Here is a 13,784-nt window from a genome sequence, read left to right as displayed (position 1 = left end):
GCCATCGCCGGCCCGCCCTCCGCTGCCGGTTCCCCGGTCCCTCGCTGCCGGTTCCCCGCTCCCGGTCCCCCGTTCCCCGCAAACGCGCGCGCGTTCGCCATCCGCGCGCGAAACAGCGCCCGATCACCCGGCAATTCCGCTCGCATCCGACGAATGCGCGCGCGTTTGCCTCAGCCCGATCGGCCAGCGAACCGGCCGACCCCCGACTCGTCCCCCGCAGTCAATCCCTACGCGGCGACAGCAGCGCTCCCCAGCCCCTGCCCCGTTCACTCGCAAACGCGCGCGCACTTGCCATCCGCACGCGAATCAGCGCCCGATCACCCGGCAATTCCGCGCACCTGACGAATGCGCGCGCGTTTGCCCGTCGACCGAACCCATCTGTCAGCGCGCGAGCGAATTCCAGAAGTCACAGTGATGCTCGGCATCGGCGTCGATCACCGAGATGTCGTCGGAGACGAACTGCAGAACGGGGCTGACGTCTGCGGTGGTACGAGGCCACGGCGGTGCATTGTCTGCACTGGGTGTTCCGGTGTGGGCGAACGAGGTGAGGTACGCGATCATCGTTCGGGCGAGATCGTGCTGCGCCGGAGTCTTCAGCAGATCGTGTCCCGCAATGTCGAAGAAGTACGGCATATCCGTCGCATGTGCGGCATCCTGTTGCACGCCGGACGCACCGACGCCACTGACGTCAGCGGTCCCGGTATCGGCGAACTCGTACGAATACACCGGCGCATTCACTGCCAGAGCCCGGTTGTTTCGGTACGTCGGGCACGACCAACCGGCATCGGTGGTCGCCGACGCCCATGCCAGCGCCGCAGACGAAAAGTTCTGCAGCGGATACAGATCGGCTACGCGGGCGGCCTCGGGTCCGAATGCATCGGCGAGGAGTGCGGGATACGAATCGGCTGTCACCGAAGTCGGATCCGCCAACAGCGCCCCGCCGACGAACGAATTCTGTTCGGCCCGGTTGCCACCGGAGAACACCGGAACGTTCAGGGCTGCACCGGCTTCGACAGCACGCGCCGGATCGGCGGGTAGTAGCTCGGTACCGTAGGCGAGTTGATTGGAGAAATTCTGTCCCTGCGCTACGAGAGCATCGACGGGCAGCGCACGCAAACATTCGATCGCGCCCGAGCCCGAGCATCCCAGTTGCTTCGCCACTTCGGCTCCGGTGGCCTCGTTGTCGGCCAGCGCAACGTAAGGTCGTTGCTCGGGCACGCCCGGGTAGATCGAGTCGGTCGGAAAGTTCAACGCACACGACCCCGACATGATGGCCACCTTGTCCACCAACCCCTGCGCGGCAGGCGATGTCAGCGCAGCACACGCCGCCATACCGCCTGCGGACTCCCCGAACACGGTGACGTTGTCGGGGTCTCCCCCGAATGCTGCGGCATTGTCGTTCACCCACCGCAGGGACTGAATCTGATCGGCGAATCCGAAGTTGCCGCCCCCGTCCAGGTCGGGGAGCCCCAGGTAACCCAGCATGCCCAGTCGGTAGTTCACCGTCACCACGATGACATTGCCCTCCGAAGCGATCCGCTGAGCTTCGTATGCGGAGCCCGCTCCAGACGTGAAACCGCCGCCGTGCCACCACACCATCACCGGCAGTGGCTCGTTCGACGTCACCAGCGGAGTCGTCACATTGAGGAAGAGGCAATCTTCGTCCGTCGTCGGTGTTCCACCGGACTCGGCCGAGCTCTGCGGACACTGCGAACCCGGCGCAGTGGCGTCGGCATCGTCGTCGGATGCCGGAAGCGGTTGTGGAGGTGACCATCTCAGATCACCGACCGGAGGCTCCGCATACCTGATGCCGAGAAATTGCCGCGTGTTCTGCGCAGCAACCCCGTGCACGGTAGCTGTGGTCGTGGCGACGTCGAGGGGCGCGCTGTCGGATGGATCCGAGGTAGATGCGCACCCGGCGAGTACCAGGAGCACGGTAGCGAGGGCGACCGGCAACTTCCTCATCGGCCGTCCGATCGTGTTGCGGCATCGAATGTTCGACGCAGCTCGTCGGCCAGCTTCACCGCATCGTCGCCAGCTCCTACTTGCCACACGGCCGCGTCGAGAGCAGCGCGAATCGTCATGGCCATGATCCGGGTGTCGAAGGACCGGAACTCACCAGTCCGCTGCCCCGACTCGAGAAGGCCGTGGACTTCGAGCATCTCGGCTCCGTGCTCGGATCGTTCACCGCGAGCGGGAGCTGTGGCGAAGATTGCCGACAGTGCCTTCATGTGCCGAGGGTAGGCAGCGTAGAACATGACGCTGCCGCCGATGAACTCCAGCAACGCTTCTCGACTCGAACCTGCCGCACGAACGAGAGGTCCGACCTCCTGTTCACCGAGTGCGTAGACGAGCTGGACGACGCCATCGAGGAGTTCCTCGCGGGTGCCGAAATGGTAGGAGATGACGCCGCGACTGATTCCGGCGCGCTCGGCGATGCGGACGAACGACGCCTTCTCCGCCCCCGCTTCCGCGATGACATCGACAGCGCATTGGATCAGCTGTTCGCGACGGGCGTTCTGAATAAATGTGGGTTCGGGACGGTCCGCCTTGGGCGATGGCATGATCCCAACTTTAGCACTGACGCATTATTTTTCCCATGCATGTCAGAAATTTCGAGCCGCCAGGAGTGACCACGATTCGCATCCGAACACGGGATCCCGCTCGCGAGCAGAAACAGTGGACACACGGGTCACTTGGTCGGCGCGTCTTCCCCCGTCACCGAATCCGGCTCGTCGTAGGTGACGGTGATGTCCTGGAATCCTTTGTTGCGCTGCGCTTCTGCCTGTCCGGTGTAGGAGTTCTTGTCACCCTCGGTGAGTTCGACGTTGTCGGTGAACGGCGTCAACAGCGCCCGTGGGTGCAGGTGGTCGACCCGCACGGCATTGATTTCGATACACAGCACGATGAGCACCGACGAGACGTAGAGAAAGCCGAGCAGGCCGAGGACGATTGCAAAGATTCCGTTGCTGGCGCTGGCGTTGCCGACGACATAGCGAATGTAGATCCCGCCGAACGATTGCAGTGCCTGCCAGATCACCGCGGCGATCGCAGCGCCGGGCAGCACCTCACGCACGGTCAGGGCTCGGGCGGTGCCGATACGGAATGCGGCGGTGAAGACCACGACGTTGACGACCACGGCCCCGACGAGCGCCAACGCACCGCCGGCAAAACCGAACACACCCGAGGACGCGACTCCGTTGAGAACGGTCAGTCCGATGATCGCCGTGCCGACGGTGCTCAGCAGCAACAGCCCTCGCAGGCGTCCCTTGATCGGATCCGGTTGTTCGTTTCGCGGGACGGACCACGCGGTGTTCATCGCGTACTGCGCGGCAAGTGACACTCCGAGCCCGCCGTACAACGACCCCACCACGCCGATGACGATGGCGGTCGTTCCGCCGCTGAGGCGGTCCGGCTGACCGAGTTGGTCACCGATGACCGGGATCTGGCTCATCGCGGAATCGATGATTCGACTCTGCAATTCGGGGTCGCCGGCCAGCACGATTCCCAACACGGTGGTGAAGAGCAGCAGCAACGGGAACAACGAGAGAAACGAGTAGTACGCGATGAGAGCCGCGAGATATCCACCTCGATCGTCGAGGAACTTGTACAGAACTGCGAGCGGGAAACCCGCTGACGGGTGCCTGCGCTGAAAGCTGTCCACCTTGCCGACCATCATCGCTCGAATGTATCCGCCGTGCCGCTCCTCGAAACGTCGACCGAGCGCGGCGTCCGATGTGACCCAGATCTCATAGGTTCGGCGTGCGCTTTCCGGTTCGAGCATCGACCAACTACTGACACCGCACGAAACGAGAAAGGGACTCACATGAGCTTCATCGACAAGGCCAAGAACGCAGCAGAAGACGCCATCGGCAAGGCCAAGGAAGTTGTGGGCGACGCCACCAACAACAAGGACCTCGAGGCCGAGGGCAAGAAGGACCAGGGTTCGGCAGGCGTGAAGAAGGTCGGCGAGAACATCAAGGACACCTTCAAGTAAGACGCACCCGCGAGGGCCGTCGATCTGCGGATCGGCGGCCCTCGCTGCGCTTTCGGGTGCCTCCGCCGATGCTCGACGGTTCTACGTACAACCGTCCCGAAGGCAGCGTATAAAATGCACGGAGCCGACACCGTCGGCCGAATCGAGCGTCCAGCAGAAGGCGCATGATCTCGGATCTCTGCGACGAAGTCGGCAGGGGTCCCATGCGAGAGGACTGTGTGCATGCCGCACTCTTCTATCGAAGGCAACACAGCCGCATCGGCGGACGCCTCGAGCTTGGCCGAATTCGCCCGATCCTTGCGTGAGACTCGGCGCTCGATGCCGCAGACACTCGATGCGATTCTGCGTACTGCCATCACGATGATCCCGGGTGCAGTCACCGGATGCATCACCACGGTGAAAAAGGGCGAGCGGACGGTGGTCGCGTCCACCGATCCGGTCGCGGAGAAGCTGTGTCGCCTGCAGTACGAGCTCGGCGAAGGACCCATTTCCACCGAGGTTCATCACTTCGACGTCGTCGTCGCCGCCGATCTGACCGACGAGGATCGGTGGCCTCGATTCGCTGCCACCGCCGTCGAAGAGGGTTTCAAATCACTTGCTGCGTTCCAGCTCTACAGCAACGCCGACGACCTCGGTGCGCTCGTGCTCTACAGCGACCGACCCGGCGCATTCCACGCCGACGCGGTGACCATCGGTGAAGCGCTTTCTGCCCACGCTGCCATCGCGATGCTCAGCGCCCGTGACCACGAGCAGTTCCGAACCGGTCTGGCCAGTCGAGACATCATCGGTCAGGCCAAGGGCATGATCATGGAACGCTACGACCTCGACGCGGTGCAGGCCTTCGAGCTGTTGGCCAAGCTGTCACAGCAACAGAACCTCCCTCTGCACCTCGTGGCCCGTGATCTGGTGGAGACCGATCATCCGACGGACTCGACCTTCTGACGAGACGACGGGGTTTCGATTCGCCGCTCGCGAGGAATGGCTGTCAGTGGTATCGGCAGGCAACACGCGATACCCGCGGGCGGTTATCTCGTTGAGACAACAGCGATCGACCGCCCGTCGCTATTGCTCCGGTTGACAGCTCGGACACCACCACGTTCGACGCCTGTCCGGGTCACCGTTCACTTCTGCGACCACCCGAATCGATGTTCCGCACCGCAGGCACGGCTTCCCTGCTCGACCGGCGACCCAATGCGTGCTGCCCCGGCGAGTGTCCCCGGTGGTCACCTGCATCGCACCCGGGACCGTCGCCGAGTGACGCATTGCTCGTTCGAGCAACGCGACCAACCGCTGGGCGTCGACGGCGGTCGACGGAGTCCACGGCCACAGCCCGCGCAGAAAGCAGAGCTCGTTCGCCCACAGATTTCCCGGCCCGGCGATCACCCTCTGGTCCAGCAGCGTCGCGATGATCGGCCGCGTTCCCTGAGCGGCAATGTTGGCAACCGCTCGGTCTGCGTCGAACGTCGAGTGCAGTGGGTCCGGTCCCAGATGTGCGATCAGCGCGTTCATGTCCGGTGTGTATCCGTAATCGACGACCGGTAGCAGAATTCCGTAGGCGGTGGGCCCGTCGACCGCGGCGAGCCGCACCCGCACGTCGGGTCGGACACGCTGCGGAATCGAGCGACCGGCCCGCACCACCGTCCACGATCCGCTCATCCGCAGATGCGTGTGCAGCGTCGTGTCGTCGTCGAAATCGGTCAGCAGATGTTTGCCGTGGGTCCGGTGTGCGACGACGGTTCGCCCGGCCAGATTCTCGACTGCATGCGCGGGCACCTGCAGCCTTCCGGCCCGCAACGATGTGCCGTCCAATGCCCGACGCAACCTCGCGGCCAATACGAACACTGTGTCACCTTCGGGCATGACCTCCGGGTATCCCGCTCGAACGAAACGCAATCCGAACACCGGGCCCGCATCGGCCGGATGTGATCGTCGCTCGCTATGTCGAGAGCGACGCTGTCGGCGACACGCCCCGGCCGGCGTGGGCACGACAGAGCTGGTGGACAGACCCAGAACCTACGGCGCGACCGAGGATCGGAGAATTCCCGACGGCGTCGGCCGCAACACCGACGCGAGTTCGGCCAACGGCACCGGTGCCTCGACGAGGGATTCCCACGGATACTTCGCGCCGGTGTCGCGTAGGAAGGCAACGGCCTGATGGAGGTGCCGCGGCTCGTAGTTGTGGATGCCGGTGATGGTCAGCCAGTTCCGGACCACTGCTTCCGGGTCGACGGTGATCGGCGGACCCGGCGCGACGGATCCGGCAAGCACGAGCCTCCCACCGACGTCGAGTCGCCCCAACGCCGACTGCACGGCCTCCGACGATCCGGAGAAGTCGATCGCCACATCTGTTCGTGCACCGTCGTCCTCACCGGCCCCGAATGCACGAGATTGTCTCTGTCGCTCCGGGTCTCGATCGACGACCGTCACCGATGCCTCTCGCTCGCATGCCGCTGCGGCGGCGGTGACCCCCAGCATTCCGGCCCCGACGATCAGTACCCGTCGGCCGTCCAAAGCACCCGCTGCGTCGAGAGCCGCCATCACCGTGGCCGTCGCACACGCTGCCGGTGCGGCGACGGCATCGGGCATGGTGTCGGGAACCCGGGCCACTGCGGTCCCGCGAGGAAGCACGATGTGTCGGGCGTAGGAGCCGCTGAGAACCCATGGACTCTCGGCAGATTCGTGACCCACCTTGCGCACGGACGAGCACTTGGCCGTGAACCCGCGGCCGCATCGACTGCATCGGCCGCAGGGCACGGTCACCGACCACACGATCCGATCCCCGACCGCCGCTGGGGATGTGGCATCACCGGCGGCGACGACGCGACCGACGGCCTCGTGCCCGAGTACCGACGGGCACGCTCCGTGCCGTCGACCGGACACCGTGTGCAGATCGCTCCCGCACACCGTGGCGAGATCGACGCGCACCAGCAGATCACCCGACTCGAGGGCGGGAATCTCGATGTCCCACATCTCGATCCCGCTCCCCGTCCAGACGGCGGCCGGTGTCAGACCAACAATGATCTGATCCATCCGGAGACCCTTTCCACGATGTACACGACGACGAAGATGACGAGAACGATCGCACCGGCGACGGCGAAGTTCAGGGTACGAATCGACTCGAAGAGCAGGAAGCCGATACCGCCCGCACCGACGATCCCGAGAATGGTCGAGGTACGAATGTTCACGTCGAGCAGATACAAGCTCGAACCGACCATCGATGGAATGGCCTGAGGAACAACGGCACTCAATGTCCTGTTCCACCAACCGCCACCCACCGACGCCACCGCTTCGAGGGGACCGGGATCGATCTCCTCGATCGCGTCCGCCACGAGTTTGCCGAGAAATCCGACGGATCCGATGGCCAGTGCGCAGGTTCCCGCCACCGGACCCAATCCGAGCGCTGCGACGAACACGACGGCGAGGATGAGTTCGGGCACAGCCCGAACCAACACAATCCAGGATCGCGCAACCCAATACACCGCGGGATGCGGAGTTGCGTTGCGCGCAGCCAGAACTCCGACGGGAATCGACAGCACGATACCGATTGCGGTGGCCACGACTCCGATGGCGACGGTCTGTACGGCGGCGTCGAACAGGTCCGATCCCAAAGCGGAGAAATCCGGTGGGACCATTCGACCGAACACCTCGATCGACGGCCCGATCCAGGTCAGCAGCGAGCGCGGATCCAATTCGAGAACCACGAACGACGCCACGATCGCGAACAAGAGCACAGCCGACGCCCCGAGGCGCATCAGTCGATCGCGCTGCGGGCCGGCCGCGGACGGGACCAGCAGCATGCGGCGCAGAGCCATCGCTACAAATTCCATTGCGGCGATGATCACCAGGATCACCAACACGATTCCGAGAGCACGCGGGTAGATCAGTCCGCGGAGAGCGTCCTGCAGGGCAAAACCGATGCCGCCTGCCCCGACGAAGCCGAGCACGACCGACATGCGCAGATTGATGTCGATTCGATAGACGAAAGCGCCGATCCACGCCGGAACCACCTGCGGAACAACGGCATTGATCATCTCCCGGTAGTAGCCGGCTCCAGCGGCACGGAGCACCTCTCGCGGTCCGACATCGGTCTCTTCGATGGCGTCGGCGAACAGTTTGCCGAGCATGCCGATGGAATGTAGTGCCAGAGCCAGGATGCCGGGCAGCACACCGATTCCCAACGCCCGGACGAACAGCACCGCGAACAGCAGATCCGGCATCGCCCGGCAGAAGGTGATGACGGCGCGCGCGATGCCGTACAGGGCCGGGTGGGGCGAGGTGTTCCGTGCCGCGAGGAACGCCAGCGGTACCGAGACGACCGCTGCGAGCACGGTGCCCAGCACTGCCATGAGCAAGGTGTCGAGCGCGAGGGAGACGATCCTTCCGGTGTCGTCGACACGCGGCGGCAGCATCCGCTCGAGCAGGTTGCCCACATCCTCGAGACCGTCGATCAAGGTCGTCGGCGCGAAGTCGATGTAGCCCGCCGAGAGCACGGTGAGAACGAGCGCGACGACACCCAGTGCCGGGAACAGCCATCGACGCCGCTGCGGATCCTTCTGCCCTGCAGTGTTCGTGGGCTTCGGTTCGACGGTGACGGTCATGTCGGTGCCACCGTGGTCATGCTCCCGGGGTCGGGCGCGATCCGTTGATAGATCGGCATGATGTCATCACGCTGGAGACCGGCGGCGGGGCGATCGAGCACCACCCGACCGTCTCGGAGACCCACGAGGCGATGGGCCCAGCCGAGGGCGAGATCGACCTGATGCAACGTGCACACCACGGTCAGTTTCTCCTCGCTGCACACTCGCTGCAACAGATCCATCACCACGCCCGCGTTCTCGGGGTCGAGCGAGGCGACGGGTTCGTCCGCGAGGACGATCCGCGGACGCTGCATCAGGGTGCGTGCGATCGCCACCCGTTGCTGCTGTCCACCCGACAGCGTGTCGGCGCGCCGTTCGGCGAAGTCCGCCAACCCGACTCGGTCGAGGCACGCGCGGGCTTCCTCTCGCATCGCTTTCGGGTAGGTGAGTGCGCCGTAGCGCGGAATCGACAGTCGGCCGATGCCTCCCACGAGTACGTTCTCGAGGCAACTCAGCCGGCCCACGAGATTGAAGTGCTGGAAGACGAAGCCGACATCTCGGCGTAGCTCGCGCACACGGCGGCGGTTCGCCAGGTCGACCCGGATGTCGAGTGCAGTCACGCTCCCCGACGTCACGGGCTGCAAGCCGTTGATGCACCGCAACAGCGTCGACTTCCCGGAGCCGGAAAGCCCGAGCAGAACCAACATCTCACTCTGATGCACATCGAGATTCACGTTCTCGAGCGCTGTGGTGGATCCGAATGTCTTGGTGACGTTGCGAACACTGACCACCACGTCGCCCCGGTCCATCGGTGCGGACATCATCAGCCCTGGCACTTCTCGGAGCCGGTGACCTCGCATACGTGGCGCACGCCGTCGTAATCGCTGTCCTGGGCGGGAACGACGCCCCAGGCGTCCTCGTCGGTGATGCGGCATTCCTCGGCACAGATGCCGTCGGCCACGAAGGCATCCGAGTTCATGCCGTCGCTGAAGACGTCCTGGAGCTTGGCAATGGCGTCGGCACCGAGATCGTTGTTGGCTGCGAAGAGCGATCCGGCGATCATCTCGGACTTCCACACGGTCTTGAGCTCACCGGGTGCAAGTTCACCGTTGTCGATCATCGTGCGGTCGACCATGGTGTCGAACGCGAATCCGGCGTCGCAGTCTCCGGCCTTGACGGCCAGCGCCGATGCATCGTGTCCGCCGGCGTAGATCGGGGTCATCGCGGCGGAGATGTCGGCCTCGGAACCGGAGGAAATGACGTTGTCCTCGATGAGTCCCGCTGTCGGGTAGAGGAATCCGGAGGTGGAGCTCGGGTCGACGAAGCAGACCTTCTTGCCTGCGTAGTCGGCGAGACCGTTCACCGAGGCATTGTCCGAACGAGCGATTCCGTACGACTGGTAGCCGGGAGGAGTTCCCTCGTCCTGGACGGCGGCACCCAGCGGTGTCATCTCCGCACCGTTGATGCCTGCGACGACGTACGCGAAGGGGCCGAAGAACGCGATGTCGACGTTGCCTGCGATCAGGCCCTCGACCACGCCGGCGTAGTCCGAGGCCTGGATGAACTCGACGCTCGCTCCGGTCTCGTTCTCCAGCCGCTCGATGACGGGGTCGTAGCTGGCTTTCAGGTCTGTGGAGTTCTCGGCGGGAATGGCTGCGAGCGTGATGGTTTCGGGGAATCCCTGCTCGGTGGTGGCTCCCTCGGATGAGCTCGAACAACCGGCTGCGACGAGAGCCGCGGCAGAGAGCACGGCCGCGGCGGTTCCGGCACGACGGCGAGAGATGGTGGTCATGGCGTGATGTCCGTTCGGGGTGTGGTGGATGTTCAGGGCAGAGCTGTTCAGGGCAGAGCTGTTCAGGGCAGAACGATGGGGGGAAGGTCGGCGACGCTGTCGAGCACGTGGGTGGCACCTGCTTCGAGCAGCTGGTTCTCGGAATGAGCTCCGGTGAGCACGCCGACCAACAGCGATGCGCCGGCTCGGCGACCGGACAGGATGTCGCTCGACGTGTCACCGACGACGGCGACCGCGGAAATGTCGGTCACCTCGGCGAGCAGGGCGGCCGAGAGCACGAGATCGGGGTGCGGACGGCCACGACCGGCACTCCCGGGTGCGAGGAATGCGTCGGGCAGATCCCGCCAGCCGAGCGCGTCGATGATGCGATTCTGGGTGGGTGCCGAGAATCCGGTCGTCAGGACGACGGTGATTCCGGATTCGCGAAGCTTCGTGATCGCCTGGGCCGCACCGGGTACAGGTGAGACCCCGGCGTCGATGCGGGCGTCGTAGGCCGATTCGAAGGCGCGGTTGGCAGCCTGAGCGCGGTCCTCTGTTCCGAACAGTGCGCGGAACACCTCGATCTTGGACCGACCCATCGTGTCGAGGACGTAGCGGCGGGCGTCGTCGCGTTCCGGACCGGCGTCGGCAAGTCCGACGGCGGTGGCTGCGGCATCGAACGATTCCAGTACCAGACCGTCGTCGGTGACAGTGGTTCCGGCCATGTCGAGGACGACGAGCTCGACGGGGGTGCTGATGTTCGGGCTGGTGGAGTTCGGCATGGGGAAGAGACTGCCGTTTGGTATAGACCATTACGTGGAACGTAAGTGAACGGACCGTGAACGTCGCATGACAATTAGGTCTAGACCAATTGATGCTATGGTTGGTCCATGGCCGTGGACACCGAACCTCGCGTACTCAAGCATCAGATCGTCCGCAGAAGCCTCGACGCGATGCTCGACGGCATGTCTGCGGGCGACGCGTTTCCGTCCGAGCGCGATCTCGCCGATCGATACGACGTGTCCCGCGAGACACTGCGTCAAGCCATCCGAGAACTGTTGGTAGCCGGTCGAATCGAACGTCGCGGCCGGGCGACGGTGGTGGCCGAACCCAAAGTGGTGCTGCCGTTGGCGATCGGCTCCTACACCGAGGCCGCGCGCGAGAAGGGCATGAGCGCCACTCGAATTCTGGTCGGCTGGGAAGTGTTCCGAGCAGACGACGTGCTGGCGGAACTCCTCGCGATCGAGATCGGTTCGGAGGTGGTGCAACTCGAACGCGTCTTCACCACCGGCGACGTGCGAGTCGGACTGGAAACGACCCGCATTCCCGCCTATCGAATCCCGGGGCTACAGGACAGTTTCGATCACCGAACGTCTCTCTATGCCGAATTGGCAGCCCGGGGAGTCACGTTCGGGCGCGTTGTCGACACCATCGAAACCGTCCTCCCCGATGCCAGGGAAGCCGCACTGCTCACCGTCGACACTCGGACACCGATGTTTCTGCTCGGCCGTGTCTCCTACGACACGGACGGTGTTCCCATCGAACACCGACGGTCGCTCTATCGCGGAGACCGGATGACCTTCACCGCCGTCATGGACGCCTGACATGACCTCAGCAGAAAGACTTTCCGTATGACATCGACGTACGACGTCGTGGTCGTCGGGGCCGGGATCGTCGGCCTCGCACACGCGTATCACGCCCATCGGCGCGGACTCACCGTGGCTGTGATCGATCATGCCGATCGTGTCGCAGGTGCCTCCGTCCAGAACTTCGGACACGCCTGCATCACAGCGCAATCCGGGACCGCACTCGAGTACGCGCGAGCAGGCCGCAGTCACTGGCTCGACCTCGCCCGAAGAGCCGACTTCTGGGCAGCGGAATCGGGAACGCACTGCGTCGCCCGGCACGAGGACGAGCTCGCGGTGCTCGAGCAGTTCGCCGAACTACGGGGCGAGGATCAGGTACAGCTGCTGGACCGCAGCGAGGTACTGAACCGACTCCCCCTTGCCGACACCGATGTGGTCGGCGGCATGTACCTGCCTCTGGACGTCCAGGTGGACCCGCGCTCCGCCGCTCCGGCCGTCGCACGCTGGCTCGCCGATTCCGGGGTGGACTTCCACTGGCGCACCGCTGCAACGTCGTTCGCGCCGGGAATCGTTCGCACCTCCCGCGGCGACCTGCATGCCGGTGCCACGTTCGTCACCGTCAACCACGACATCGATCGCCTGTTTCCCGAGAGCGCCGAACGCGGCGGACTGGTGCGGTGCCGACTGCACATGATGCGAGCCACCATGCCGCTGCGTGCACCGCTTCCCTCGCCGCTGTTCACCGGCTGGTCGCTGCTGAGGTACTCGGGCTTCGAGAACCTGCCCGCCGTTGCAGACGTCGCTGCCCGCCTGCAGGCCGAGTATCCCGACTACGTCGAACTCGACCTGCACCAGATGTACACCCCACAACCGGACGGGTCGATCCTGTTGGGCGACACCCACGTTCGCGAGATCACCACCTCGCCGTTCCAGAGCGAAGACGGTTTCGAGGTGTTGCTCGGCGAAGCGAGAACGCTGTTCGGAGTCGACCGCATCGACGTCGTCGAGCGATGGCAGGGAACGTACTGCTCCGCACCGGGTTCGGAATTCCTGCTGGAAGAGCCCATCGACCGTGTGCACATCGTCACCGTCACGACCGGGATCGGCATGACCACCAGCATGGGTCTGGCGTTGTCCAACGTGGACAACGCGCCGACGCTCGTCTAGCGCCGACACCCCCGTCCTCGCCTCACCGCACTGTTCGGCTCGCGACACTACTGGGCACACCCCCGTGTCAAGATGTAGTCATGCCGCCGGTCGTTCGCCCCTACCGAGGTGTCGCCGCAGACAAACGTCGCCGCGAGCGCCGCGAGAAACTGCTCGACGCCTGCCTCGACGTGGTTGCGGAGTCCGGTGTCGCCGCCGTCACGGTCGACGGCATCTGTGCGCGCGCCGGCCTGTCCAAGAGGTACTTCTACGAAAGTTTCGGAGACCGCGACGCCATTCTGGTGAGCGCTCTCGACGACGTGATCGACACCGTGGGAACTGCTCTCGAAGAGATTGTGCAGGAACAGGGGTCGACCTCGGACCGCGTCGCCCAGACTGCAGCCGTTCTGGTGCGCGCGCTCACCGCCGATCCACGGTCGTCCCTGCTGTACACCTCGGCGTCGGCCAATCCCGCACTCGAGGCGCGACGCCGACAGATGGTCGACACGTTCACACCACTGCTGATGCGAGCAGTGCTCGACGCCGACCCCGCGAACCCACGGGCCGAGGCAGCGACCGTCCTGATGGTGGCAGGGACGACCGAGCTACTCGACCGGTGGCTTCGCGGCGATCTGGACTTCACCGAAGTGGAGTTCGTCGACACACTGACCGCGCTCGGCGTCGCCCTGGCGACCTCTTTCTGAGCG

The 13,784-nt window shown here is 64.7% G+C and carries 14 protein-coding genes; 5 read left to right on the top strand and 9 right to left on the bottom strand.

Translation table 11 applies throughout. From position 1 onward, the window contains the following. Positions 1 to 381: 381 nt before the first annotated feature. The 3 genes from CH276_RS06255 to CH276_RS06245 form a co-directional block, all read right to left on the bottom strand. Positions 382 to 1,965, bottom strand: a complete 1,584-nt coding sequence (locus tag CH276_RS06255; protein WP_094630387.1) for a carboxylesterase/lipase family protein — start codon at positions 1,963 to 1,965, stop codon at positions 382 to 384. After that, positions 1,962 to 2,564, bottom strand: coding sequence for a TetR/AcrR family transcriptional regulator (locus tag CH276_RS06250; RefSeq protein WP_094630386.1), 603 nt, complete (start codon positions 2,562 to 2,564; stop codon positions 1,962 to 1,964). Before CH276_RS06250 ends, CH276_RS06255 begins: the two co-directional genes overlap by 4 nt. A 128-nt stretch (positions 2,565 to 2,692) precedes the next feature. Further along, complete coding sequence (locus CH276_RS06245) at positions 2,693 to 3,676, bottom strand: YihY/virulence factor BrkB family protein (RefSeq protein ID WP_094630639.1); 984 nt, start codon at positions 3,674 to 3,676, stop codon at positions 2,693 to 2,695. Positions 3,677 to 3,826: 150 nt separating this feature from the next. On the opposite strand from CH276_RS06245, the gene CH276_RS06240 reads away from it, so the two are divergent. Next, complete coding sequence (locus CH276_RS06240; RefSeq protein ID WP_027495724.1) at positions 3,827 to 3,997, top strand: CsbD family protein; 171 nt, start codon at positions 3,827 to 3,829, stop codon at positions 3,995 to 3,997. Positions 3,998 to 4,219: 222 nt separating this feature from the next. Further along, the gene (locus tag CH276_RS06235) at positions 4,220 to 4,939 is read left to right on the top strand and encodes a GAF and ANTAR domain-containing protein (protein ID WP_032396011.1); all 720 of its coding nucleotides are present in this window, start codon (positions 4,220 to 4,222) and stop codon (positions 4,937 to 4,939) included. A 120-nt stretch (positions 4,940 to 5,059) separates the two neighbouring features. Here the strand turns inward: CH276_RS06235 and CH276_RS06230 are convergent, their stop codons facing one another. From CH276_RS06230 to CH276_RS06205, 6 genes are all read right to left on the bottom strand, one after another. Then, on the bottom strand, positions 5,060 to 5,857 hold the full coding sequence (locus CH276_RS06230; RefSeq protein ID WP_094630638.1) for a DNA-formamidopyrimidine glycosylase family protein: 798 nt from the start codon (positions 5,855 to 5,857) through the stop codon (positions 5,060 to 5,062). Positions 5,858 to 6,010: 153 nt separating this feature from the next. Continuing rightward, positions 6,011 to 7,027 carry a zinc-binding dehydrogenase gene (locus CH276_RS06225; RefSeq protein ID WP_094630385.1) on the bottom strand — a complete coding sequence of 339 codons (1,017 nt, stop codon included), beginning with the start codon at positions 7,025 to 7,027 and terminating at the stop codon, positions 6,011 to 6,013. Beyond that, complete coding sequence (gene phnE, locus CH276_RS06220; protein ID WP_094630384.1) at positions 7,003 to 8,595, bottom strand: phosphonate ABC transporter, permease protein PhnE; 1,593 nt, start codon at positions 8,593 to 8,595, stop codon at positions 7,003 to 7,005. Before phnE ends, CH276_RS06225 begins: the two co-directional genes overlap by 25 nt. Beyond that, a complete protein-coding gene (gene phnC / locus CH276_RS06215; RefSeq protein ID WP_176459126.1) occupies positions 8,592 to 9,398 on the bottom strand; it encodes a phosphonate ABC transporter ATP-binding protein in 807 nt (268 codons plus the stop codon). The genes phnE and phnC overlap by 4 nt, the downstream gene beginning before the upstream one ends. Beyond that, positions 9,398 to 10,366, bottom strand: coding sequence for a phosphate/phosphite/phosphonate ABC transporter substrate-binding protein (locus tag CH276_RS06210; protein WP_094630383.1), 969 nt, complete (start codon positions 10,364 to 10,366; stop codon positions 9,398 to 9,400). Before CH276_RS06210 ends, phnC begins: the two co-directional genes overlap by 1 nt. A 62-nt stretch (positions 10,367 to 10,428) precedes the next feature. Continuing rightward, positions 10,429 to 11,127: a phosphonatase-like hydrolase gene (locus CH276_RS06205; RefSeq protein ID WP_094630382.1), complete on the bottom strand. Its 699-nt coding sequence runs from the start codon at positions 11,125 to 11,127 to the stop codon at positions 10,429 to 10,431. A 108-nt stretch (positions 11,128 to 11,235) separates the two neighbouring features. Between CH276_RS06205 and CH276_RS06200 the strand changes: the two genes are divergently transcribed. The 3 genes from CH276_RS06200 to CH276_RS06190 all read left to right on the top strand — a co-directional run bounded on the left by CH276_RS06200 (position 11,236) and on the right by CH276_RS06190 (position 13,781). Continuing rightward, positions 11,236 to 11,949 carry a GntR family transcriptional regulator gene (locus CH276_RS06200; protein ID WP_032396017.1) on the top strand — a complete coding sequence of 238 codons (714 nt, stop codon included), beginning with the start codon at positions 11,236 to 11,238 and terminating at the stop codon, positions 11,947 to 11,949. 27 nt (positions 11,950 to 11,976) lie between these two features. Beyond that, on the top strand, positions 11,977 to 13,098 hold the full coding sequence (locus tag CH276_RS06195; protein WP_094630381.1) for a TIGR03364 family FAD-dependent oxidoreductase: 1,122 nt from the start codon (positions 11,977 to 11,979) through the stop codon (positions 13,096 to 13,098). 80 nt (positions 13,099 to 13,178) lie between these two features. Then, positions 13,179 to 13,781: a TetR/AcrR family transcriptional regulator gene (locus CH276_RS06190; protein WP_052049660.1), complete on the top strand. Its 603-nt coding sequence runs from the start codon at positions 13,179 to 13,181 to the stop codon at positions 13,779 to 13,781. Positions 13,782 to 13,784: the final 3 nt, after the last annotated feature.

The organism is Rhodococcus sp. 06-470-2 (genome assembly GCF_002258235.1).
Classification (GTDB): domain Bacteria; phylum Actinomycetota; class Actinomycetes; order Mycobacteriales; family Mycobacteriaceae; genus Rhodococcoides.
The sequence above is the reverse complement of the archived record's forward strand: the minus strand, read 5'-3'. Positions and strand labels throughout refer to the sequence as shown.